Raw genomic sequence first — 22971 nt, forward strand, 5'->3', positions numbered from 1 at the left:
GTATGTACCGCGAACGGTTATGAGCTGAGTCACACAGACGATAGCATAAGATGACTTATGGTCAACCCTCGCTCACACGAGCGGGAACGGAGGAGGGTCGATGACGACCGTGCAGTCGCGAGACGACTACTACGAAACCGGTCTGCAGATACTGTCCGAACTGGGGTTCTCCGGACTGAAGCTCGCCGAGGTCTGCCGGCGGCTGGGAGTCACCTCGGGTTCGTTCTACCACTACTTCTCCAAGTGGGCGGAGTACCTCGACTCCCTTCTCGGATACTGGAGGGAGGCACGCACCGTGAAGCTCATCGACGCCTTGGACTCCGAGACCGACCCACGTCTACGGCTTGCGCGGATCGTCGACATCGGTGTGGCGTTGCCGCACGGTGCCGAGTCGGCGATCCGAACGTGGAGTCGCATGGACCCGCAGGTTCGCGAGATCCAGGCCGATGTCGACCGTCAGCGTTTCGATGCGGTCTCCGAGGCGGTCACTGAGATCACCGGCGAGCCCGCCACCGCGGATCTCGTTGCCCATGCCGCCGTGTATCTCCTCGTGGGATACGAACAGAGCAGCCTCGAACCGAATACGGCCGCGTTACGCGAGATCATGCTGCGCCTGGTGAGCTCCCTCATGTGACGCCAAGCTGGCTGGACGCGACAGCGCGCCGCCCAAGCGATTCACTTCTCCAGATCGAGGTCGCGACAATCAGGAGTCCGTGGCGACGATGCCGACAAGCCCCGTCCTCAGGTCCCAGCTGTGGATACTCAGGTACCCAGAGCGTTCGCCGCGGACTCGACCAGGTGCCGGATCACCTCAGTGATCGAGCGTCGCGGCCGGGGCCGATTCAGCGCCTCGTAGACGCGGGCCGCGCGAACCCCCTTGAGGGTCAACGGCTTCACTCCCGGGTGCCGGACCGCGAACCGCGGGATGAGTGCGATGCCATGGTCGGCGGCGACGATCGACTCGATCGTCGCGAAGTCCAGCATGCGCTGCGTGACGCGGGGCGCGACCCCGGTCACCGCCGAGATCGACAGGAGCACGTCGTCGACCGGGAAGCCACCCTCGACGCTGATCCAGTCGCAGTCGGCGAGCTCGCCGACCTCGACCTCGTCCCGCGCCGCGAAGGCGGAATCGACCGCGACGACGACGTCCACGGGCTCCCGCATCAACTCCGTGACCTCCACGCGGGGTAGCCGCACCGGCGCTGTCCGCTCGTCCCTGTGGGTGACGACGATGTCGTGGTCGGCCAGCGCCGGAGCCGCGTCCGGGTAGCCGACGTCGAGTTCGGACGCGTGGACGTCGATCCCGGACCCGACGGTCCGGTCGAGTACGCCCGGGAGCAGCAGGGCGGCACCTGATGGGAACATGGCCAGCCGTACGGTCGCCCGGCCGGACCGGTAGCCCTCCATCTCCTCCTGCGCACGTTCGACGGCCGCGATCACGTCGTCGGCACGCAGTACCAGCGCACGGCCGGCATCGGTGAGACGTATCCGCCGCCCGTCCTGCTCGAGCAGCTCCACGCCTGCCTCCTTTGCGAGCACCTTGAGCTGCTGAGAGACCGCCGACGGCGTCATGTGCATGGCGTCGGCGACCGTCCCGACCGAGCCACGGTCGGCGAACTCCCGTAACAGGCGGAGGCGCTTCACATCCATGAAGCAGAATCGTAGACGCCGAGCGCCACCGTTCAACTCTGCTTCACCATCCACACCGACAGTGGGAATTAAACGGACCGCAGTATCATTTACCAGATCATGAAGAAGATCGGCTTTCTCTCATTCGGCCATTGGTCCGATGCGCATGGCTCGCAGGTCCGGTCCGGCGCCGACGCACTGCTGCAGTCCATCGACCTCGCCGTCGCCGCCGAGGAGCTCGGTGCCGACGGCGCCTACTTCCGCATCCACCATTTCGCCCGGCAACTCGCCTCACCGTTCCCGCTGTTGTCGGCGGTCGGCGCGAAGACCGATCGCATCGAGATCGGCACCGGTGTCATCGACATGCGTTACGAGAATCCGCTGTACATGGCGGAGGACGCCGGCGCCGCCGACCTCATCTCGGGCGGCCGTCTGCAGCTCGGGATCAGCCGGGGATCGCCCGAGCAGGTCATCGAGGGCTACAAGTACTTCGGCTATGTGCCGCCGGAGGATTCGAGCGACGCCGAGATGGCGCGACAGCACGCCGACGTGTTCCTCCGCGTCATCGAAGGAGGAGGATTCGCCGAACCGAATCCGCGGCCGATGTTCCCGAATCCACCCGGCCTCTTGCCGATCGAGCCCCAGTCCCCCGGACTCCGCGATCGCATCTGGTGGGGTGCCGGTTCCCGCGCAACCGCGGAATGGACTGCGCAGCGAGGGATGAACCTGATGAGTTCGACCCTTCTCACCGAAGACACCGGGATACCGTTTCACAAGTTGCAGGCGGAGCAGATCCAGCGGTTCCGCGACGCATGGGACGAGGCCGGTCACACGCGCGAACCACGGGTCTCGGTGAGCCGCAGCATCTTCGCCATCGTCGACGACCTCGATCGGGCCTACTTCGGGCGCGGCGGCGACGAACAGGATCAGGTCGGCGTCATCGACAACACGGTCGCACGCTTCGGACGCAGCTATGCCAACGAACCGGACAAGCTCATCGACGCGCTTCGTGAGGACGAGGCGATCGAGGCTGCCGACACCCTGCTGTTGACGGTCCCCAATCAGCTGGGCGTCGACTACAACGCCCACGTCATCGAATCGATCCTCACCCACGTGGCCCCGGCCCTCGGCTGGCGCTGACGATGGGTGGCCGCGGCCGGCGGCGGCGTTTCCGCCGCAGGCCGCGGTGTCGGAGTTTGTGAAGCATTTCTTCATCGTCGATGCGATTTATTTCGATTGTGCTGCACCGATCCGGCACCGACGATGGTGCTCATGAGCAATCGCGATCGACTCCTCGGGATCGGCGTGGTCGTGCTGTGGGGACTGAACTTCATCGCCATCCGCCTCAGCCTCGACCACTTCCCGCCGTTCTTCTGCGCCGCGCTCCGTTTCACCGTGATGGCGATCCCGGTGATCCTCCTCGTGCGCTTCCCGAAGGTCCGCATCCGGTGGTTCCTGCTCTACGCTGTCGGGTTCGGCGTCATCCAGTTCTCGTTCCTGTTCCTCGCGATGGACCTGGGCATGCCGACCGGCCTGGCCTCGCTGGTCCTGCAGACCTCTGCGCCGTTCACGGTGCTGCTCGGCGTCCTGTTCCTGCGGGAACGAATGAGCCTGCTGCAGGTCATCGGGATCGCGGTCGCCGTCGCCGGGATGGTCGTCATCGGCGACGGCGACCGCGCCACCCACAACGCGCTCGGGGTGGCCGCGATCGTGCCGATGATCCTGACGGTTCTCGGTGGACTGGGCTGGGCGTTCGGCAACATCGGTTCGCGTCTGGCCGTGAAGGGCGTGCCCGCGGGTCCCGCCGACGACGGGCGACTGTCGGACCCGCTGCGCATGACCCTGTGGATGTCGGTGGTGCCGCCGATCCCGTTCTTTCTGATGAGCATCGTGTTCGACGGTCCGACAACGGGTCTCGACTCGCTGACCACCCTCGACTCACGCAGCGGGCTAGTGGCGCTCGGTGGGCTGGCGTACACCGTGGTCCTCGGGACCGTCGTCGGCTCGGGCCTGTGGATCATGCTGATGTCGCGCTACGAGGCGAGTCGGGTCGCACCGCTGTCGCTGTTGGTCCCCGTCGTCGGAATCACCGCTGCCTGGCTCCTGCTCGGCGAGGCCCCGAGCACGCTCGAGGTCCTGGGCGCCGCAACGGTGATCGCCGGGTGCGCCGCCGGGGTGCTGGCCGCGCCACGATCGCGGCCTCGGCGCTCGCCCGTCGACGCAGATGTCGTGGACGTCTCAGCGCATCGCGAACGCAAGGGCGGCGCCGATGCGGTCGACGGCCGCTCGGGCGTCAGGGCTGATCAGCGTCATGTTGGCGAAGGCATGGATGAGGCTGCCCGCCCGGTCGAGCGTCACCGGGACTCCCGCCTGCTTCAGCCGGTCGGCGTAGGCGATCCCCTCGTCGCGGAGCGGATCGAATCCGGCCACGATCACATAGGCGGGCGCGAGACCGGACAGGTCGTCGGCCAGCAGCGGTGACACCCGGGGATCCGCGCGCTGCTCGACGTCGGGGACGTAGTGATCGACGAACCAGTCCATGTGCGCGTCGGTCAGATACAACCCGTCGGCGAACTCGCGACGGGAATCGCGCTTGGTCGTCACGTCGGTGACGGGATAGATCAACATCTGCAGGCAGGGCGTGACCTCGTCGTCGCGCACCTGCTGCGCGACGACCGCACTCAGGTTTCCGCCCGCGCTGTCGCCGGCCACCGCGATGCGGTCGGTACGCACGCCCCAACCCGGCGCCTTGGCGACGGCGAACCGCCACGCGGCGAGCGCGTCGTCGACCGCGGCGGGGAAGGGATGCTCGGGCGCGAGCCGGTAGTCGACCGAGAGGATGTCGGCCCCGGTGGACAGCGCCAGCCTGCGGACGAGGTTGTCGTGACTGACCCGATCCCCCTGGACGAAGCCGCCGCCGTGGAAGAAGACGACGAGCCCGACCGAATCGACCTGGGCGCGGTAACGGGTAGCCGGGATCGACCCGCCCGGCCCGTCGATCTCGAGATCCTCCTCGACGGCCATCGGCGGCAGCTTCTCGGTCAGGGTGGCCGCATTCTCGGTGAGGTCGGCCCGGGCGCGATCGACCGGCTTACCGGCGAGCTCGAAGGCGCGAAGGTTCGCGGCGATCCACCCGGTCAGCGCCATCTCCGGCGACAGCCGCTCCCCGTCGGCGTTGACGCGACCGAACTGTGCGCCGAGGCGCAGCAGGGCGGGCGGGAGGTGTCCGGCACCGCGCATGAGGACGCGCTGGACACGGGCAGGGATCGACGGCGACGTCGCTGTGGCCTGACTCACGCCCGCGAGCGTACCCGCGGCGCACGGTCGCGCCACCCCCGACCGCCTGTGTCAGACTCGTTGCCATGCCCGACCGCGTGAGAACTCCGATGCGCACCACCGTCGCACTTGCGGCCGCATCCGCGGCCCGGTGGGCGTCGCGGACCGCGGGTCGCGGCAAGGGTTCGATGATCGGTGGGCTCGTCGCGGCGAAGATCGATCCGAACATCATGGGACGACTCGCCGCCGGCAAACGAACCGCCCTCGTGACCGGCACCAACGGGAAGTCGACGACGACCCGGATGACCGCCGCGGCGCTGTCGGAACTGGGCGAGGTGGCCACGCAGGCCGACGGCGCGAACATGGACGCGGGCATCATCGCGACGCTCACCCTGCATCGTCCCGCGCCCATCTGCGCGCTCGAGGTCGACGAGCTCCACGTGCCGCATGTCAGCGACGCCGTCGACCCCGAAGTCCTTGTGATGCTGAATCTCTCACGCGACCAGCTCGACCGCGTCGGCGAGATCAACATGATCGAACGGCGCCTCCGCGAGGGCATCGGACGGCATCCGTCGATGACGATCGTCGCGAACTGCGACGACGTGCTGGTCACCTCGGCCGCCTTCGACACGCCGCGGGTGATCTGGGTGGCCGCCGGCGCGGGATGGGTCGGCGACTCGGTGAGCTGCCCCCGCACCGGCGAACCGATCGTGCGCTCCGGAACCGACTGGCAGTCGAGCGGCGACGAGAACTTCCGCCGTCCGACACCGGCGTGGTGGTTCGACGACGAGAACATCTACGGCCCAGACGGTTTCGTCGCGCCGATGACGCTGTCGGTGCCGGGACGAGCGAATCGCGGCAACGCGACCCAGGCAGTCGCGGCGGCCGTGGCGATGGGCGCCGACCCGGCGAAGGCCGTCGCCGCCGTCGGCACCGTCGGCGAGGTCGCCGGGCGGTACGGCATCCATCAGGTCGGCAACCATTCCGTCCGCACGCTGCTCGCCAAGAATCCCGCCGGCTGGCAGGAGGCCCTGTCGATGATCGATCAGGATGCCGACGGACTCGTCATCGCCGTCAACGGTCAGGTCCCCGACGGTGAGGACCTCTCCTGGTTGTGGGACGTGCGATTCGAGGCCTTCGAGACGATGCAGGTGGTGGCCGCAGGCGAACGCGCGGCCGACCTCTCGGTGCGTCTGCTCTACGCGGGAGCAGAGCACACGACCATCCCCGACCCGATGAAGGCGATCGCCTCGTGTCCGCCCGGCCGGGTCGAGGTGCTGGCCAACTACACCGCGTTCCGCGATCTCGGCACCGCGCTGGAGCGCGCCGAACGCGCCCGCGGATCCGATCTACGGGGTGCAGAGAAGTGAGCGAATCGACCCTGCGGATCGGACTGGTCCTGCCCGATGTCATGGGCACCTACGGCGACGGCGGCAACGCACTCGTCCTCCGTCAGCGTGCATTGATGCGCGGTATCGACGCCGAGATCGTGCAGATCACCCTTGACGACGAGGTGCCCGACTCGCTGGACGTATACACCCTCGGCGGTGCCGAGGACTACGCCCAGCGACTCGCGACCCGGCATCTCACGCGCTACCCGGGTCTGCAGCGTGCAGCGGCTTCCGGGCGCCCGGTGCTCGCCATCTGCGCCGCCATCCAAGTACTCGGCCACTGGTACGAGACGTCGGCGGGCGAACGCGTGGACGGGATCTCGCTCTTCGATCTGACGACCGCACCGCAAACCGACCGCAGCATCGGCGAACTCGTCACCGAGCCCGCACTCGACGGCCTCACCGCACCGCTCAGCGGATTCGAGAACCACCGCGGTGGAACAACTCTCGGTTCGGACGCGCGTCCGCTGGCACACGTGAGGCACGGCGTCGGGAACGGGGTGGGCGACGGCACCGAGGGTGTCGTCCAGGGATCTGTTCTCGGCACCTACATGCACGGACCGGCCCTGGCGCGCAATCCCGAGCTCGCCGACCATCTCCTCGCCCGCGCCGTCGGCACCGATTCGTTGGCGCCCCTCGACCTCCCCCAGGTCGATCGTCTCCGCAAGGAGCGACTCGCCGCCGGCCGCCGCGGCTGACTCTCGGCTGCCGCCTCACCTCACCCTGCCCGCTGGCGCCTCAGCCCGCCCGCACCCGAGAACTCGCCGATCGTGCCCTGCTTTTCGCCGATCGTGCCCAGAATCCCGCCGATCGTGCCCGCCGTCGTATCGTCGAAGCATGGCGTACCGCAGCATTGCCGCGCTCGACGCCGACCTCATCGACTGTCGGGCATGCCCGCGTCTCGTCCGATGGCGCGAGCAGGTCGCCCGCGAGAAGCGGGCCGCGTTCGCGGATCAGACCTACTGGGGCCGTCCGGTTCCGGGGTTCGGGCCCACCGACGCGCGGGTGCTGATCCTCGGACTCGCTCCCGCCGCCCACGGCGGTAACCGCACCGGCCGGATGTTCACCGGCGACCAGAGCGGCGACGTCCTGTTCCGCGCGCTCTACGACGTCGGCTTGGCCAACCAACCGCGCGCGACGTCGCTCGACGACGGCATGGAACTCCTCGGCGTCCGGATGACCGCGCCCGTGCACTGCGCGCCCCCACAGAACAAACCCACCGTCGAGGAGCGGGACCGGTGCGCCCACTGGCTCGATGCCGAACTCGAGCTGCTGCTGCCGACAGTGCGATCAGTGGTCGTCCTGGGCGCCTTCGGCTGGCAGGCCGGACTTCGGGCATTCGCCGACCTCGGGTGGACGGTGGACCGGCCACGTCCACGCTTCGGTCACGGGGCGCACACCGTGATCCGACGCGACGACCAGGACCTGTCGATCTTCGGGAGTTATCACGTGAGCCAACACAATACGTTCACCGGACGACTCACTCCGGCCATGCTCGAGGACGTGCTGATCGCAGCCGCAACGCACGCGGGCCTGAGTTGCCGAACGCCACCGCGACCGTGAACTATGACGGGTAGGCTGCGGTGGGTCACGCAGGTGTGACCGATTGGAGAGGACGGGCCGACTCATGACGACTGTGTTCGCACGATGGCTCGGCCGCACACCGGACTCGCGGTGCCGATGCGGACATCCACGCGAGGCTCACCTGCACTATCGATCCGGCTCCGACTGCGCCGTCTGCGGACCGGCAGAGTGCCCACGGTTCCGGTTCGACCGGTCCCGAGAGCACTGACGGGCCGGGAGGCGTCGGGGCCGGACGATCGGCACGATTCTGGACCCGATCGGCGGGATTCTGGGCACGATCGGCGAGGGGTGAGGGCACGCCGAGAATCGCGACAATCCTTGGGCACCAACCGTAGTGCGGCCGTCAGTCCAGGACGCGGCACCGCTCCCGGGTGCGGTCGACGGCGAACCAGCCGCGCTCGAACTGTTGCCATCGTTCAAGCATCGGCCGTGACTCCTCGCCGTCTCGGGCGACGGTGCGTGCCAGGCGCTCGGACGCCGGCCCGCCGTCGAGCCACAGCGACCACGTGAGCCGTTGCGCGATACGCCGTCGCGCCGACGACACGCCCTCGATGATCAGCAGCGGTTCCCACCGGAGCCAGATGAGCGGACCCGCGCTCGGCACGCCGTCGTGCCACACCCGTGGCCGGTAGCGGTAGTCGTGCCGGCGGATGAAGGCCTGCAGCACATCGGTTTCCAGCTCCGGCCACCACGCGACCGGGTTGTCCCAAGTGGCGAAGTCATCGGTCCGGATCAGCTGCACACCGACACCGCGTCGTCGTAGGCGCTCCACGAGAGCGTCCGCGACGGTCGACTTGCCCGCACCCGACGGCCCGTCGATCGCCACGATGCCCGAATCCATCTCGGCGGCAAGGTCGTCGAGATGACGGTCGAGCGCCGCTTCGATCATCCCGACGCACCGATCCCGGTGTGCGGCGCCTTGGTCAGGGACGCGGAGATCTTCGGCTCCGGAACCGATCGGATCGAGGTCCGTCCGGTCCGGAGGTAGTCCGTGATCGCCCGATCCAGCGCCGGATTGCGACGCCCGAGTTGCGCGTGATCACCACCGCCGACGGTGATGAGATGGCTGCGCATCAGACGCTGCATCGCGAACGATCCCCGGTACGGCGTCTGCGGATCACCGAGACTCTGGACCTGCAAGGGGGGCACGGCGAGTCCGCGATTGGCGAGCGCGACGGGCCGGGTGACCGCCGGCGCACCCGCACATGCCATCCCGGACTGATAGATCAGCCCGGGAGCGTCGTACACATCGCCGACGACGTAGTTCGCGAAGAAGGCTGCCGGAATCGTCGCAGGCTGCGCGGGCACCTGATTCTCGTTGCACATGATCAGGTTCTGCATCTCCTGCATGGTCGTCAGGAGCTTGATGACCTGCGGGTTGGGCGTCGACGGCGCCGTCGCACGGCCGGCAGTGCGCAGCGCGACCAACGGCCACAGATTGCGGTCGAGAGCGGCGAGCCGGGTGACCCCGAGCAACGACGACTTCGCCTGCAGTCCACCTGGAACAAGCATCGTCGCGATGAAGTTCTCGAACCTGGCCCGGGCGTCCGCGGTGAGATCGACCCCGGCGATGTACTGCGCGGCAACAGCTCGCAGGCCGGGCGGGACGTCGCCGACCCGCGCGGGCGACGCAGCCAGCGACGGGGGCACACCCGACTCCCTCTCGACCTTCGCGCTCCAGGCACGATAGACCGCGAGCGGCGTACGACCGAGATGATAAATGTTGTCGCGCTGAGCGATCCACGCCATCATTTCGTGCGTCCGACGTTTGTACGACGACGTCTGCGCAGCCAGCACCGTGTTCCACACCCAGGACGGGTCGACACCCGAATCGAGCACGAGTCGATCAGTGTGTCCCGGATACAACGTCGCGTACGTCGACATCAGCAACGTGCCGTAGGAGATGCCGTACAGACTGACCTTCTCCTCACCGAGTGCCCGCCGCACGACGTCGATGTCGCGGGCTGTGTTCTCGGTCGTGATCGTCCGCACATATCCGGGATCAGCACTGTCACAGCGTTCCCGATTCAGTCCACCGAACGACACGATTGCGGTGATGGCGTCGGCGTCGTCGGCGGGCGTGCACCGCGCCGGAGTCGACGACAGCAGGCCACGCGGCTGAACAGCGATCAGATCCCATTCGTCGCGGACCTCGCGCGGGACCTTCAGCGCCGAGAACATGCCGATCGCGTCGCCGCCGGGACCACCCGGGTTGCCGATGAGCACCCCGCGCCGACGGCCCGGGTCGCGGGCGGGAATCCGGCTGATCATGATCTGGATCGTCGGGCCGGACGGCCTCGCATGGTCCCGGGGAACCCGCACGGTGGCGCAGCGGACCTCTGGCCCGGCGCCATGGATCTTCGGGCACGGACCCCACGACAACGTCTGCGCCGGCGCGGGTGCCGCGGAGGCCGGGATCACCGACATCAGGCCGACTGCGGCGGTGAGGACCGTCGTCAGCACGGCGAGCCGACCGAGCAGGGTGGTGTCCCGACTGTTCACGCGTCCATCTGTAGCAGGGGTCGTGCCGATCCGGCGCGTCAGGGCGGTCGGGCTCGGGAGCAACCCGGTGTCCCGTGCCTAGCCGGCGAGCACGCGCCTGCCCGACAGCGCCCGCCCGAGTGTCAGTTCGTCGGCGAACTCGAGATCGCCGCCCATCGGCAACCCGGATGCGAGTCGGGTGACCGACAGCCCTGGGAAGTCCTTGAGCATGCGCAGCAGATAGGTCGCCGTCGCCTCGCCCTCGGTGTTGGGATCGGTCGCGACGATCACCTCGGTCACGTCGACGCCGTCCTCCTGATTGGCCAGCCGACGCAGGAGCTCGCGGATGCGCAGCTGGTCCGGCCCGATCCCGGACAGCGGGTCGAGGGCCCCGCCGAGGACGTGGTAGCGGCCGTCGAACTCCTTGGTCCGTTCGATGGCGTGGACGTCCTTGGGTTCCTCGACGACGCAGATCTTCGTGGCGTCGCGTCGCGCATCCGAACAGATCCGGCACAGCCGGTTCGCCGAGACATTGCCGCATTCTGCGCAGAATGTGACGTCGTCGCGCACACGACCGAGGGCCGCGATCAGCCGGTCGATCTCGCTGTTCTCGACGCCGAGCAGATGAAAGGCGATCCGCTGGGCACCCTTCGGGCCGAGTCCCGGCTGCTTGGCGAGCTCGTCGATCAGATCCTGGATGGGCCCCTCGTACATGTCGGCCGGCTAACCGAGACCGGGCAGGCCGCCGCCGAGACCACCGGCGAGCGGGCCCATTTTCTCCTGTGCCAGCGCCTCACGCTTCGTGGACAGGTCGGCGAGCGCGCCGAGGACGAGGTCCTGCAGGGTCTCCACGTCGTCGGCGTCGACGACCTTGGGGTCGATGGTGACCGCGGTGACCTCGCCGGTGCCGTTGCCGGTCACCGTCACCAGGCCGTTGCCCGCGGAGCCGGTCACCTCCGCCTCGGCGATCTCGTTCTGCGCGGCGAGCAGTTGCTCCTGCATCTGCTGCGCCTGGGCCAGCAGACCCGCCATCGGGTTGTCGCCGCCTTCACCGCCGCCGAACAGTGAGCTGGGATCGAAAGGTTGAGTCACACCGTCAACTGTATAGCCGTCTCAGCGCAGCAACCTGTCGACATGCTCGGCGAGCTCGTCGACGGTGACCCCGTCACCCGGTGTGACGACGAACGAGATCACGTCGTCGCCGAACAGTCGGCCTGCGCGCCTGGTCAGCGCGAATTCGAACCGATCGTCGATGCGGCGCCACCCGGTGATGGCGCCGTAGATCGGAGCGCTGGCGCCAGTGGTCACGCAGTACTCGTCGGCGCGTGGGCCGCCGACCAGGTCACGTTGGATCTGGAAACATGCCAGTGACTCGTCGTCGATGAACACCACGGCCTCACACCCCAGGTCGAGATGGCGTTCGTAGGTCGTCTGGATGGCCATGGGCTCAGGGTAGACCGGGCGGATTCGGTGGGGTCAGATCGTCGGCGACCGACCGGGTGCTCTCGAAGTGCCGACGTTCCCCGGTCAGCGGGTCGTCGAAGGTCAGCGAGTGCGCGATGAGCCGCAGCGGCTGCGAGAAGTCGCCCTGATCCGGCAGTTCTGCCAGGTCCGGCCGGATGTCCGGGTACAGCGGGTCGCCGACGATGCCGACGCCGAGATGAGCCATGTGCATGCGCAGCTGATGGGTGCGCCCGGTGAACGGGCGCAGTTCATAGATCCCGAGACCCCCGCCCGGCGCGACGCGTTCGACCAGGGTGATGTCGCTGATCGCGTTCACCTCACCCTCGACGACGCGTGCGCGCAGATCCCCCGCGGTCTTCTCGATCCGATCCGCGACCGTCCGGGTGACCATGAGGTCGTCGCGGACCGGTGCGAGTGCGCGGTACTCCTTGGTCACACGACGTTCGGCGAAGAGATCCTGATAGCGCGACCGGACCTCGGGACGCAGGGTGAACAGCAGCACGCCGGCGGTCAGCCGGTCGAGACGATGGGCCGGGGACACGAGGTCGGTGCCGAGTTGCCGGCGTAGTCGGACGAGCGCGGTCTGGGTGACGTGTCGACCGCGCGGCATCGTGGCAAGGAAATGCGGCTTGTCGACGACGACGATGTGATCGTCGAGGTGGAGTATCGGCAGGTCGAAGGGGATCTCGGGTTCGTCGGGGAGATCGCGATACAGATACACCGAGGTGTTCAGGCGGGCCGGCGCACCCAGTTCGACGGACCGGCCGTCGCCGTCGACGATCTCACCGCGGTCAGCGCGGGCGATCAGGTCCTCCGAGTCGAGACCGGCCAACGAGGGCGTCGCCAGGAGACACTCCCCGACCGTGCGCTCGGTGCCTGACCGCAGGACGACCCGCGTGGCGTCGACCCCGTCCCGCGCGGGCAGCGGCGGGAAGGGTCCGCGACGTCGTCGGCGGCTCAGCTCTCCAGACGCTTCTTGAGATTGCCGAGCAGCTCGGCCTGGATGCGGTTGAGTCCCTTCGGCGCGAAGGTCTTCTCGAAGAACCCGCCGATGCCACCGGCACCGGTCCAGGTGGTCGCCGTGGTGACGCGGCTGCCCGAGCCCGCCTTCGCGACGACATAGGTCGTCACCATCGACGAGTTCTCGTCCTTCTCGGTGACCGTGTCCGGGACAACCGAGACCGTCGCCTTGACGTCACGCTGACGCTTCTCGGTCGCCTGCAGGATCCAGTGCACGACGGTGCCATCGCCGTTGCCGCCGCTGATCACCGCGTAGTCGCGGTACTGCGACGGCAGGATCGCCGGACGCACCTCGTTGTAGTCGGCCAACGCCGCCACCACGACATCCGGTGCTGCGGCGATGTCGACGGACTGCGTTGCGGAAACCTGACCCACGGTGGGTACTCCTCTGAACTGATTGGCGGGGGGCAAACTCACGTCCTAGGCTATCCAAGTGAGCTCGGACCGGTTGGAGATGGGTGCGCAGGCGTTCGACGAGGGTGTCGCGACCCTTTTGGCCAGCTACCGGGCCATCCCGCCGGGTGCGACGGTACGTCTGGCAAAGAAGACGTCGAATCTGTTCCGTAAGCGTGCCAAGAACCCGTATCCCGGCCTGGACGTCTCCGGCCTGGACCGGGTGATCTCGGTCGACGCCGATGCCAAGACCGCCGACGTCGCCGGCATGTGCACATACGAGAATCTGGTGGCCGCGACGTTGCCCTACGGCCTGGCCCCCAAGGTCGTCCCGCAGCTGAAGACCATCACCCTCGGGGGCGCCGTCACGGGACTGGGCATCGAGAGCACATCGTTCCGCAACGGACTTCCGCACGAATCGGTGCTCGAGATCGACATCCTCACCGGCGATGGTGAGATCATCACCGCCACACCGACCAACGAGAACGCCGACCTGTTCTTCGGTTTCCCCAACTCCTATGGCACGCTCGGTTACTCGGTTCGGCTCAAGATCGAACTCGAAGCCGTGCAACCGTATGTGGCGCTGCGCCATGTGCGTTTCGACCGGCTGACCGACCTGCAGGACACGATGTCGGCCGTCATCGCGGACGGCACGTATGACTGCGAGCAGGTGGACTACCTCGACGGTGTGGTGTTCACGGCCGAGGAGAGCTACCTGACCCTCGGACGACAGACCGATGACCCCGGTCCCGTCAGCGATTACACCGGGATGGACATTTTCTACCGGTCGATTCAGCACCCGGGCGGGGTGACCCGCGACTATTTGACGATCCACGACTACCTGTGGCGCTGGGACACCGACTGGTTCTGGTGTTCACGCGCGTTCGGAGCGCAGAATCCCCGCATCCGCCGGCTCTGGCCGAAGAAGCTGCTGCGCAGCAGTTTCTATTGGAAGCTCATCGCCCTCGACCACCGCTTCAACATCGGCGACAAGCTCAACGCCCGCAAAGGTGAACCGCCCAGCGAACGCGTCGTCCAGGACATCGAGGTCCCGATCGAGAACACCACCGCCTATGTGCAGTGGTTCCTCGACAACGTCCCTATCGAACCGATCTGGTTGTGCCCGTTGCAACTTCGCGAGCCAAACCTGCCCGGTTCGGATCCGGTGCGGCCATGGCCGCTCTATCCCCTCGAACCCCGCCGGACCTACGTCAATGTCGGATTCTGGTCCGCGGTCCCGGTCAACCCGGAAGACCCCGGGTACACCAACAAGTTGATCGAACGTAAGGTGGCCGAGCTCGAGGGTCACAAGTCGCTGTATTCGGAATCCTTCTACTCCCCGGACGAGTTCGACGAACTCTATGGGGGCGAAAGCTACCGACTGCTCAAGAAACAGTACGACCCGCGTGGCCGACTGCTCGATCTGTATGCGAAAGCGGTGAAACGACAATGACGACATTCAAGGAAAGCCCTCTGCATGCCGGCGGTGAGACCTCGTCGAGCAAGATGACTTTGGCGCAGATCTTCGAATCGCTGATGGGCGGCAACCTCACCATCCGCATCACCGCCTACGACGGCAGTGCCGCCGGACCGGCGGACGCCGAGTTCGGACTCAACCTCAAGACCTCACGCGGCACAACATATCTCGTCACCGCACCCGGCGATCTGGGTCTGGCTCGCGCTTACATCGCCGGTGACCTCGAGCTCGTCGGCGCCCATCCCGGCGACCCGTACGGCGCACTGCGCGCTCTCGCGTCCGACCTGAACTTCGTCCGACCGTCACCGCTGACCCTGGCGCACGTGGCACGGTCGCTGGGCATCGAGCATTTCAAGCCGATCGCACCGCCGCCGCAGGAGGCGCTGCCGCGGTGGCGCCGATTCGCGGAGGGTCTGCGGCACAGCCGCGCTCGTGACGCGGAGGTCATCCACCATCACTACGACGTCTCCAACACCTTCTACGAGTGGGTGCTCGGACCGTCGATGACCTATACGTGTGCGGTCTACCCGGAACTCGAGGCCTCGCTGGAAGCCGCGCAGGACAACAAGTACCGCCTGATCTTCGACAAACTGCGCCTCAAGCCCGGTGACCGTCTCCTCGACATCGGTTGCGGCTGGGGTGGAATGGTCCGCTACGCGGCACGTCGCGGGGTACACGTGATCGGCGCGACCTTGTCCGCCGAACAGGCCGAGTGGGCGCAGAAGGCGATAGTCGATGAAGGACTGACCGACCTTGCCGAGGTCCGTCACAGCGATTACCGCGATATCACCGAGACCGGCTTCGACGCGGTCTCGTCCATCGGACTCACCGAGCACATCGGCGTCGCCAACTACCCGGCATACTTCAAGTTCATCCGGGATCGGCTCCGCGTGGGCGGAATGCTGTTGAATCACTGCATCACCCGTCCCGACAACGGTCGCAACGCGCGAGCAGGTTCCTTCATCGACCGCTACGTGTTCCCCGATGGCGAGCTGACCGGCTCCGGCAAGATCATCTCCAAGTTGCAGGACATCGGCGGCATGGAAGTGGTCCACGAGGAGAACTTCCGCGACCACTACGCGATGACCCTGCGCGACTGGAACCGAAACCTGGTGGAGCACTGGGACGAGGCCGTCGACGAGGTCGGCGAGGGCACCGCACGGCTGTGGGGCCTGTACATGGCCGGCTGCCGGATCGGCTTCGAGCGCGACATCATCCAGCTGCACCATGTGCTGGCGACGAAGCTCGACGACAAGGGTGGCAACGATCTTCCGCTGCGCCCGTGGTGGCAGCCCTAAGCCGTCGTTGTCACGGGTTCTTCCCCCGGGTATCGTTTCGTCGGCCAACTGCCGCAGGACGACGAAGTGATACCCGGGGCCGAACGGCCGGTTCACTCCAGCGGGCGTGCACCCAGTTCTGATTTGAGCAGTTCGAGCGCAACCTGATCGGGGTCCAACCGTCGTTCCGGTGGACCGGAGTGAGCATCGGCGACCATTTCATCGCGCTCGGCGTCGGTGAGCTCCTCGTCGGACCGTGGCGGCTCAGGCTCCTCGGGTTCCGGGGCGGCTTCCGGAGTCGTGGGCGCCGGCGCCGCGGCCTGATCCCGTCCCCGACTCGGCCGCGAGAACGTCGGCCGCTTCGGTGCCGGCCGTGACGGTTCCCGATCCGATCGACCACCTTGCGGCGCAGCCTGATTCGCGGCCGGGCCGGTGGCGTGGACACACCTGGCGTCGATGTCGGGACCGAACACCTGCTGCACTGCCGCCCGCAGGTTGCCCGCATGCTCCTTGCTCAACCGGCCGACGAGCATCTCGGTCGAATGCCCGAAGACGATCGTGTTGCCGTCCACGCCCTGGATCGACGCGCCCGAGAGCATGACCTCCAACACCGGCGTGATGCCGCGCGCCGCGGATCTGATGTCGGTCCACCTGGCCTCCACGTCGGCGACCGACAAGCCGGAATCCGGTTGCGGCGGTTCGACGTCGGCCACCGGCTGCGTCGGCTCCTCGACATCGAACGGCGGTGGCGGCTCGTCGTCCATCGGCTCATCCGGCAATGGAATGTCGGCGTCGGCCTCGATCAACGGCTCCGGCTCGGCCACCGCCCGCGCCGGCGGCTGCGGCGATGTCGGATTGGGCGGTGTGGGTACCCGACGGTCACGCTCGGCGCTCGACGGCGGCACAGGCTCGGGCTCTGCCGGTCGCGCAGCACCACCGTCGTCCGCTGGTCGCGCAGCCGCAGCCGCTTCCGCCGGTCGCGCAGCCGCAGCCCCCTCCGCCGGTCGCGCAGCCGCAGCCCCCTCCGCCGGTCGCGCAGCCGCAACCTCCCCCGCCGGTCGAGTAGCCGCACCCTCCTCCGCCGGTCGCGCAGCCGCAGCCCCCTCCGCCGGTCGCGCAGCCGCGGCCCCCTCCGCTGGTCGAGTAGCCGCGAACGGAGTGAGTGGCGTATCGAGACCCGGTGACCCGACCTCGGACCCCGCCGCCGCCGTCTCCGCCTGCTCCGCAGCCTTCCGCTGCGACGGTCGAACATACTTCGGCGCAGGCTCGTCTTCCGGAGCGGACGCGGCACCAGCAGCCACGGAACCCGTTGCGCGCGCCGACGTTCCGTTCGAGACGACGACACCGGATTCGAGCCGCTCCAGCCGCTGCAACAGCGCCGCATCCTCGGTCGAGGCGGCGGGCAGCAGCATCCGGGCGCACATCACCTCGAGCAGCAGACGTGGCGAGGTGGTACCGCGCATCTCACCGAGCGCTGCATGGACGGTTTCCGCGAAACGCGTCAGCGATGCCGGACCGAGCACGTCGATCTGGTGCTGCATGCGTGCCAGCGCGTCGCCAGGCGCCTCCACGAGGCCACGGTCTGCCGCATCCGGAACCGCCTGCAGCAGAATCAGATCCCGCAAGCGTTCGAGCAGGTCTACGGCGAACCGACGCGGATCGTGACCGGCATCCACCACCTTCTCGACGGTGCCGAACAGGCGTGAGCCGTCGGCGTCGGCCAGCGCGTCGATCGCCTCGTCGATGAGCGCGGTGTCGGTGACACCGAGCAGGGCGAGCGCACGATCGTAGGTGACGCCCTCGGGACCCGCACCTGCGAGCAGTTGATCGAGGATGCTCAGCGAGTCGCGTGGCGACCCGCCGCCGGCGCGGATGACGAGCGGGTACACATCGGGCGCAACCACGACCTGCTCACTGGCACAGATCTTCTCGAGCAGGGCGCGCATCACGGGCGGCGCGAGCAGCCGGAACGGATAATGGTGCGTGCGCGAACGGATCGTCGGCAGCACCTTCTCCGGCTCGGTGGTCGCGAACACGAAGATCAGATGCTCCGGCGGCTCCTCGACGATCTTGAGCAACGCGTTGAAGCCCGCGTTGGTCACCATGTGCGCCTCGTCCACGATGAAGACGCGGTAGCGCGATTCCGACGGTGCGTAGAACGCGCGGTCGCGGAGTTCACGGGTGTCGTCGACACCGCCGTGGCTGGCGGCGTCCAATTCGATCACGTCGAGGTTGCCCGGACCACCAGGCGCCAGCGCCACACACGAGCCGCACACGCCGCATGGAGTCGACGTCGGACCCTCGACACAGTTGAGGGAGCGGGCGAGGATGCGTGCCGACGACGTCTTACCGCATCCACGTGGCCCGGAGAACAGATAGGCGTGATTGATCCGCCCGGAGTCGAGGGCGTGACTCAATGGATCGGTGACGTGCTCCTGACCCACGACGTCGGCAAAGCTGGCCGGGCGATAGGTGCGATACAGAGCCACGCGTCGAGACTACCGGCGATCGCCGACAGCCGAACCTGCTCCCCCACAGCCCGCGACGCGACCGTGGATGCCTCCGCACACGGTGGCCGTTCCGGCACACATCGGTGCAGGCAACGACGGATCAGCGGCCGCCGGCCACCACTTCGTCCCCGACGTCGGTCGACGACGACTCGGACTGGCGCCGCAGCACCACGATCGTGGCGATCGCGGTGCCGAGGAAGATGGCGTTGTACGGGTAGTAGGTGAACCACTGCAGCCCGACGATGCCGTGCTTGAAGAACAGGCCGATCAGATACGCGTCCGGCACGGTCTTGTTCACGAACCAGATCGGGTAGGCCAGGTAGGTCCGCCAGGAGAACGCGATCAGCATCAGCGCGATCAGTCCCGCACCGACCACCCCGTAGACCAGCACACCACGACCGGGTGTGAACAGCAGGTGCACACAGATCACCACGAGCGGCACGAACCAGACCCAGTGGTGCCCCCACGACATCGGCGAGACGGCGCAGGCCGTCATCCCGACGATCGTGACCGCCAGGAGCTCCTGACCGTGCCGATGTGCGAGGGTCGCCGCATACATCCCCAAAGTCAGCGCGGCCACCGCGAGGGTCCCCCACAACACGACGTTGGGTTCGTCGGTGTGGGTCAGGTTGGCAAGCAGACCGCGGATCGACTGATTACCGACCGTCTGCGGAGCGCCCACACGATCGGAGTCGAACATGGTGCCCGTCCAGTAGGCCCACGACTCGCGCGGCAGCACCGCGAATCCGATGATCATCGTCCCGGCAAACCCGGCCAGGACCCCGATCATCGACTTCCATTGACGCAACAATGCCAGGTAGAGCACGAAGATCAGCGGTGTCAGCTTGATCCCGGCGGCGATGCCGGTGCCCACGCCGCGTAGGCGGCGGCCGTCGGCACGGGTGAGGTCGGCGACGATCATCAGCATCAGGAAGACATTGATCTGGCCGTACCAGACCGTGGTGCGCACCGGTTCGAGCAACAGCACGACCGCGACGAGTGCGAACGCGACGAACCGCAGCGGCCACGTCGGCCGACGACCGAGACTCTTGAAGCTGAGCATGATCACGAGATAGAGGGCGACGAAGATGCCTGCGGACCAGATGATCCGCGCGGTCTCGAACGACACCCAGGTGAACGGGGTGAACAGCAGGATGGAGATCGGCGCGTAGGTGTAGTCCATCTGACCGAGCAGTTTGGCGTCATAGAGACTGCCGCCGTCGATGACGGTCTGCGCCCCGGACAGGTACACGTCGAGGTCGAGCTGATTGTCGAACAACCCCCAGAACGGCGTGCTGTACGGCACGATCACGTCCTGCAGCCACAGGGCGAAGGCGGCGACGAGCAGGGAGCCGACGGCGATCAGGGTGAGCCTGATCCACCCGGCTGGTCGGGTGTCGGGTGCGAAAGGCGCAGTCCCGACGACCGACCGACGACGCTTCACTCTTTGCAGGTTTTCACAGCACCGCGCCCGAGGTCAGGCTTCGCGGGGTGCCAGCAGGGTCTCCGAGGCCGCCAGCAGCACACAGGTGGCGACGCCGTCCATGGCGGTCCGGAGATCGTCGGTCGACGGGAAGGTCGGCGCCAGGCGGATGTTGCGGTCGAACGGATCTTCTTTGTACGGGTAGGTCGATCCGGCCGCGGTCAGCGCGATACCCGCCTGTTTGGCGAGTTCGATGACGCGGCGGGCGGTGCCGTCGATGACGTCGAGGTTGATGAAGTAGCCGCCCTCCGGCTCCGACCATGCGGCGACCTTCGAATCGGCCAGGCGGTCGGCGAGGATGTCGAGCACCAACTGGAACTTCGGCGCCAGGATCTCGCGGTGGCGCGCCATGTGTGCGCGCACGCCGTCGGCGTCCCCCAGGAACTTGACGTGGCGGAGCTGATTGACCTTGTCGGGGCCGATGGTCTTGATCGACAGATGGCTCGAGAACCAGTCGAGGTTCTCCTTCGACGACCCGAAGAAGGCGACGCCGGCACCGGCGAAGGTGATCTTCGACGTCGAGCCGAGCACGTACACGCGGTTCGGATTGCCCGCCTCGGCCGCCATGTCCAGCACGGGCAGCGGGGGCGGCGGCGCGTCGACCAGCGTGTGCACGGCATACGCGTTGTCCCAGTAGATGCGGAAATCGTCGGCAGCCGGCATCGCCAGCAGACCGCGGGTGACCTCTTCGGTGAAGGTGACGCCGGTCGGATTCGAGTAGGTCGGCACCGCCCACATCCCCTTGATGGACGGATCGTCGGCGGTGAGTGCGGCGCACGCGTCCACGTCGGGACCGTTGGGCAGCATCGGCACCGGGATCATCTCGATCCCGTAGTTCTCGGTGATGGCGAAGTGTCGGTCGTAGCCGGGCACCGGGCACAAGAACTTGATCGGGGCGGCACCCCACGGCTGCGCGGAGTCGACGGTGCCGGAGAGCAGCGCGAACACCGTGAGGTCGTGCATCACCTCGAGGCTGGCGTTGCCCAGGGCGAGCAGATGCGCGGCGTCGACACCCAGCAGTTCCCCGAAGATCTCGCGCAGCTCGGGCAGTCCCGTCACGCCGCCGTAGTTGCGGGTGTCGGTGCCTGCGGCGTCGCGGTACTCATCGCCCGGCAGCGACAGCAGCTCATTGGAGAGGTCGAGCTGCTCGGGTGAGGGTTTACCGCGGGTGAGGTCCAGCTTGAGACCCGCAGCGCACAGTGCGTCGTACATCTGTCGCAGGTCGGATTGGGTTTCGCGAAGTTGGTCGGCACTCATCGAGTGGTAGTTCAACGCGGGACCTCTCCAGTGGCACCGGCATCGGCCGGCGGCGCCGCTGTGGAAACTGATGTTCGTCTCGGGATAGGGGACCCCGCGCACCCGAGAGAGCCCGTTGACCCTTGCTGCCTTCCGGCCCTGGGGGAGTTCACAGGATGCACGCCGCGCGGGATCCGCCGTCAAGTGTAGCGGGAGGGTCGGGGCGTTCTACAAACCGGTGGTTGCCCGGGGCTCTCACGAGGCGCGCAATGCCATCCACAACTCCTGTCGTCATCCACCTTTGGCACGCGGCATGTAGATGACGACAGGAGTTGTAGCTGTGGTCGAGCCAACCCCCACCCGACCGCGTTTTGGGTCCGACGGCCTCGGCCCGCTATCATGCCGTGGTTGGAGGATTCGCCTAGTGGCCTATGGCGCTCGCCTGGAACGCGGGTTGGGTTAACAGCCCTCAGGGGTTCGAATCCCCTATCCTCCGCCGATGACGGCAGGTCCGAGACCTGCTGATCCGAAGTGAGAGCTTCGGGGCTCCTCACCGCCAGATCGGGACAGCGTTCCTGATCTGGCGGTGTCGTCTTTCGTGGACGACGAACGCACCGAATCGCCCCGATCGCACGCATGCGATCGGGGCGATTCGAATCTGCACAGCCCCCGGATTCCTCGTCGGGGGGTCAAGGGGTGTCGACGAGGGCGGTGCGTCGTCGGGATCGTCGGCCGGGGGGGAGGGTGACGATCCGTCGGCACACACGACGCTACCGATGTGATCTGACACACCCTAGGGTCGAAGGACCCAAGTAGGTTGGAACCATGACCTATGTGGTTCTCGGAGCGACCGGCGGCCAGGGCGGCGCGGTGGTCACCGAACTGCTCGCTGCCGGTCTCCCGGTCCGTGCGGTCGTCCGCAATCCCGATTCCAAGAGATCGCACGAACTCGCGACCCGTGGCGTGGAGCTTGCGGTCGGCGACATGGTGAGCGGCAGCGGACTCGCGGAAGCCTTCGCCGACGCCACCGGCGTGTTCGCCTTCACCACTCCGTTCGAGACCGGCGTCGATGCCGAGTTCACGCAAGGGGTGGCGATCATCGGAGCCGCGATCGACGCAGGCGTCCCGTATCTGGTGTTCTCGTCGGTGGCCAGTGCCGACCGCAACACCGGGGTTCCCCATTTCGAGAGCAAATACGAGGTCGAACAACGGCTCGCAGGGACCGGTCTCCCGCACACCATCGTCGGCCCGACCTACTTCTACGACAATCTGCTCGGTGGTGCCGATGCCCTGGCGGCGGGCGTGATGCCGATCGCCATGCCCAGCGACCAACCACTGCAACAGTTGTCGCGCCGAGATCTGGGCCGGGTCGTCGTCGAACTCTTCCGGGACCCGCCGTCATATACCGGTGAACGCATCGACGTCGCCTCAGACGCCCTCACGCCCGACCAGATGGCGGCAACTCTGTCGTCTGTGCTGGCTACGGAAGTGCACGCCGAATCCTATGATCCGGAACGCATTTCGTCTCCTGATATGCGAGCGATGTTCGAGTTTCTGGGATCTGGTGGTTACCAGGTCGACATCCCCGCGCTGCACACCCGGTTTCCCGATGTCGGTTGGCAGACCTTCGAGGAGTGGGCGACCGTACAGTTCGGGGCCTGACGACACGGATTGTCACCGACGCAGACGTCGGCCGCGTATGCAGAGAAAGTTTTGGACAAGACCGGGGGTTCTGTAAACCGCCCCGGCC

20 protein-coding genes, 1 tRNA gene, 1 other RNA gene and 1 pseudogene are annotated in these 22971 nt (G+C 67.2%); 10 read left to right on the forward strand and 13 right to left on the reverse strand.

The features are described 5' to 3' along the window. Positions 1 to 100: 100 nt before the first annotated feature. Positions 101 to 634 carry a TetR/AcrR family transcriptional regulator gene (locus tag ACVT6V_RS01985; protein WP_489898145.1) on the forward strand — a complete coding sequence of 178 codons (534 nt, stop codon included), beginning with the start codon at positions 101 to 103 and terminating at the stop codon, positions 632 to 634. A gap of 128 nt (positions 635 to 762) precedes the next feature. On the opposite strand, the gene ACVT6V_RS01990 is transcribed toward ACVT6V_RS01985, so the two are convergent. After that, the gene (locus ACVT6V_RS01990; protein ID WP_489898146.1) at positions 763 to 1650 is read right to left on the reverse strand and encodes a LysR family transcriptional regulator; all 888 of its coding nucleotides are present in this window, start codon (positions 1648 to 1650) and stop codon (positions 763 to 765) included. Between the two features lie 99 nt (positions 1651 to 1749). Here ACVT6V_RS01990 and ACVT6V_RS01995 point away from each other — a divergent pair, with 99 nt between their 5' ends. Together ACVT6V_RS01995 and ACVT6V_RS02000 are read left to right on the forward strand one after the other, a co-directional pair. Beyond that, positions 1750 to 2769, forward strand: a complete 1020-nt coding sequence (locus ACVT6V_RS01995; RefSeq protein ID WP_489898147.1) for an LLM class flavin-dependent oxidoreductase — start codon at positions 1750 to 1752, stop codon at positions 2767 to 2769. 132 nt (positions 2770 to 2901) lie between these two features. After that, the gene (locus ACVT6V_RS02000; RefSeq protein ID WP_489898148.1) at positions 2902 to 4110 is read left to right on the forward strand and encodes an EamA family transporter; all 1209 of its coding nucleotides are present in this window, start codon (positions 2902 to 2904) and stop codon (positions 4108 to 4110) included. Here ACVT6V_RS02000 and ACVT6V_RS02005 read toward each other — a convergent pair. Continuing rightward, positions 4006 to 4869 (reverse strand): annotated as a pseudogene (locus ACVT6V_RS02005) (alpha/beta hydrolase); the annotation flags it as partial. The gene ACVT6V_RS02000 and the pseudogene ACVT6V_RS02005 overlap by 105 nt on opposite strands. Positions 4870 to 4991: 122 nt before the next feature. Here ACVT6V_RS02005 and ACVT6V_RS02010 point away from each other — a divergent pair. The 3 genes from ACVT6V_RS02010 (at position 4992) to ACVT6V_RS02020 (ending at position 7859) form a co-directional block, all read left to right on the forward strand. Continuing rightward, positions 4992 to 6275 (forward strand): MurT ligase domain-containing protein, encoded by a 1284-nt coding sequence (locus tag ACVT6V_RS02010; protein WP_489898149.1) that lies wholly within the window; start codon positions 4992 to 4994, stop codon positions 6273 to 6275. Further along, positions 6272 to 6994 (forward strand): type 1 glutamine amidotransferase, encoded by a 723-nt coding sequence (locus tag ACVT6V_RS02015; protein ID WP_489898150.1) that lies wholly within the window; start codon positions 6272 to 6274, stop codon positions 6992 to 6994. Before ACVT6V_RS02010 ends, ACVT6V_RS02015 begins: the two co-directional genes overlap by 4 nt. A gap of 139 nt (positions 6995 to 7133) precedes the next feature. Next, complete coding sequence (locus ACVT6V_RS02020; RefSeq protein WP_489898151.1) at positions 7134 to 7859, forward strand: uracil-DNA glycosylase; 726 nt, start codon at positions 7134 to 7136, stop codon at positions 7857 to 7859. A gap of 364 nt (positions 7860 to 8223) precedes the next feature. Here the strand turns inward: ACVT6V_RS02020 and ACVT6V_RS02025 are convergent, their stop codons facing one another. The 7 genes from ACVT6V_RS02025 to ACVT6V_RS02055 form a co-directional block, all read right to left on the reverse strand. Beyond that, positions 8224 to 8769 (reverse strand): uridine kinase family protein, encoded by a 546-nt coding sequence (locus ACVT6V_RS02025; protein WP_489898152.1) that lies wholly within the window; start codon positions 8767 to 8769, stop codon positions 8224 to 8226. Then, positions 8766 to 10307 (reverse strand): alpha/beta fold hydrolase, encoded by a 1542-nt coding sequence (locus tag ACVT6V_RS02030; RefSeq protein ID WP_489900682.1) that lies wholly within the window; start codon positions 10305 to 10307, stop codon positions 8766 to 8768. Before ACVT6V_RS02030 ends, ACVT6V_RS02025 begins: the two co-directional genes overlap by 4 nt. A gap of 153 nt (positions 10308 to 10460) precedes the next feature. Then, a complete protein-coding gene (gene recR / locus ACVT6V_RS02035; RefSeq protein WP_187588163.1) occupies positions 10461 to 11075 on the reverse strand; it encodes a recombination mediator RecR in 615 nt (204 codons plus the stop codon). 9 nt (positions 11076 to 11084) lie between these two features. Continuing rightward, positions 11085 to 11453 (reverse strand): YbaB/EbfC family nucleoid-associated protein, encoded by a 369-nt coding sequence (locus ACVT6V_RS02040; RefSeq protein ID WP_489898153.1) that lies wholly within the window; start codon positions 11451 to 11453, stop codon positions 11085 to 11087. A gap of 21 nt (positions 11454 to 11474) precedes the next feature. Continuing rightward, positions 11475 to 11804, reverse strand: coding sequence for a hypothetical protein (locus ACVT6V_RS02045; RefSeq protein WP_286321733.1), 330 nt, complete (start codon positions 11802 to 11804; stop codon positions 11475 to 11477). 4 nt (positions 11805 to 11808) lie between these two features. Further along, positions 11809 to 12750, reverse strand: a complete 942-nt coding sequence (locus ACVT6V_RS02050; RefSeq protein WP_489900683.1) for a pseudouridine synthase — start codon at positions 12748 to 12750, stop codon at positions 11809 to 11811. 32 nt (positions 12751 to 12782) lie between these two features. Further along, complete coding sequence (locus tag ACVT6V_RS02055) at positions 12783 to 13220, reverse strand: SRPBCC family protein (protein WP_489898154.1); 438 nt, start codon at positions 13218 to 13220, stop codon at positions 12783 to 12785. A 79-nt stretch (positions 13221 to 13299) separates the two neighbouring features. On the opposite strand from ACVT6V_RS02055, the gene ACVT6V_RS02060 reads away from it, so the two are divergent. Both ACVT6V_RS02060 and ACVT6V_RS02065 read left to right on the forward strand, forming a co-directional pair. Then, on the forward strand, positions 13300 to 14691 hold the full coding sequence (locus tag ACVT6V_RS02060) for an FAD-binding oxidoreductase (protein WP_489900684.1): 1392 nt from the start codon (positions 13300 to 13302) through the stop codon (positions 14689 to 14691). Beyond that, on the forward strand, positions 14688 to 16013 hold the full coding sequence (locus tag ACVT6V_RS02065; protein WP_489898155.1) for a class I SAM-dependent methyltransferase: 1326 nt from the start codon (positions 14688 to 14690) through the stop codon (positions 16011 to 16013). Before ACVT6V_RS02060 ends, ACVT6V_RS02065 begins: the two co-directional genes overlap by 4 nt. Positions 16014 to 16105: 92 nt before the next feature. Here the strand turns inward: ACVT6V_RS02065 and ACVT6V_RS02070 are convergent, their stop codons facing one another. The 4 genes from ACVT6V_RS02070 to ffs all read right to left on the reverse strand — a co-directional run bounded on the left by ACVT6V_RS02070 (position 16106) and on the right by ffs (position 21420). After that, on the reverse strand, positions 16106 to 18481 hold the full coding sequence (locus ACVT6V_RS02070; RefSeq protein ID WP_489898156.1) for a DNA polymerase III subunit gamma and tau: 2376 nt from the start codon (positions 18479 to 18481) through the stop codon (positions 16106 to 16108). 121 nt (positions 18482 to 18602) lie between these two features. After that, positions 18603 to 19865, reverse strand: coding sequence for a glycosyltransferase 87 family protein (locus tag ACVT6V_RS02075; RefSeq protein WP_489900685.1), 1263 nt, complete (start codon positions 19863 to 19865; stop codon positions 18603 to 18605). Between the two features lie 114 nt (positions 19866 to 19979). Continuing rightward, complete coding sequence (locus ACVT6V_RS02080) at positions 19980 to 21257, reverse strand: aspartate aminotransferase type Ic (protein WP_489898157.1); 1278 nt, start codon at positions 21255 to 21257, stop codon at positions 19980 to 19982. A 68-nt stretch (positions 21258 to 21325) separates the two neighbouring features. Then, positions 21326 to 21420: signal recognition particle sRNA small type (ffs, locus tag ACVT6V_RS02085), an RNA gene on the reverse strand. A gap of 211 nt (positions 21421 to 21631) precedes the next feature. Here ffs and ACVT6V_RS02090 point away from each other — a divergent pair. Together ACVT6V_RS02090 and ACVT6V_RS02095 are read left to right on the forward strand one after the other, a co-directional pair. After that, positions 21632 to 21717: transfer RNA gene (locus ACVT6V_RS02090), tRNA-Ser, on the forward strand. A gap of 329 nt (positions 21718 to 22046) precedes the next feature. Further along, positions 22047 to 22883, forward strand: coding sequence for an NmrA/HSCARG family protein (locus tag ACVT6V_RS02095; RefSeq protein WP_489898158.1), 837 nt, complete (start codon positions 22047 to 22049; stop codon positions 22881 to 22883). Positions 22884 to 22971: the final 88 nt, after the last annotated feature.

This window comes from Gordonia sp. LMA167, assembly GCF_058130025.1.

Excerpts from the sequence above, each read along its gene's own strand:
- ACVT6V_RS01985 (WP_489898145.1), top strand. The coding sequence starts at position 101 with ATGACGACCGTGCAGTCGCGAGACGACTACTACGAAACCGGTCTGCAG.
- ACVT6V_RS01990 (WP_489898146.1), bottom strand. The coding sequence starts at position 1,650 with ATGGATGTGAAGCGCCTCCGCCTGTTACGGGAGTTCGCCGACCGTGGC.
- ACVT6V_RS01995 (WP_489898147.1), top strand. The coding sequence starts at position 1,750 with ATGAAGAAGATCGGCTTTCTCTCATTCGGCCATTGGTCCGATGCGCAT.
- ACVT6V_RS02000 (WP_489898148.1), top strand. The coding sequence starts at position 2,902 with ATGAGCAATCGCGATCGACTCCTCGGGATCGGCGTGGTCGTGCTGTGG.
- ACVT6V_RS02010 (WP_489898149.1), top strand. The coding sequence starts at position 4,992 with ATGCCCGACCGCGTGAGAACTCCGATGCGCACCACCGTCGCACTTGCG.
- ACVT6V_RS02020 (WP_489898151.1), top strand. The coding sequence starts at position 7,134 with ATGGCGTACCGCAGCATTGCCGCGCTCGACGCCGACCTCATCGACTGT.
- ACVT6V_RS02025 (WP_489898152.1), bottom strand. The coding sequence starts at position 8,769 with ATGATCGAAGCGGCGCTCGACCGTCATCTCGACGACCTTGCCGCCGAG.
- ACVT6V_RS02030 (WP_489900682.1), bottom strand. The coding sequence starts at position 10,307 with ATGTCGGTGATCCCGGCCTCCGCGGCACCCGCGCCGGCGCAGACGTTG.
- recR (WP_187588163.1), bottom strand. The coding sequence starts at position 11,075 with ATGTACGAGGGGCCCATCCAGGATCTGATCGACGAGCTCGCCAAGCAG.
- ACVT6V_RS02045 (WP_286321733.1), bottom strand. The coding sequence starts at position 11,804 with ATGGCCATCCAGACGACCTACGAACGCCATCTCGACCTGGGGTGTGAG.
- ACVT6V_RS02060 (WP_489900684.1), top strand. The coding sequence starts at position 13,300 with ATGGGTGCGCAGGCGTTCGACGAGGGTGTCGCGACCCTTTTGGCCAGC.
- ACVT6V_RS02065 (WP_489898155.1), top strand. The coding sequence starts at position 14,688 with ATGACGACATTCAAGGAAAGCCCTCTGCATGCCGGCGGTGAGACCTCG.
- ACVT6V_RS02095 (WP_489898158.1), top strand. The coding sequence starts at position 22,047 with ATGACCTATGTGGTTCTCGGAGCGACCGGCGGCCAGGGCGGCGCGGTG.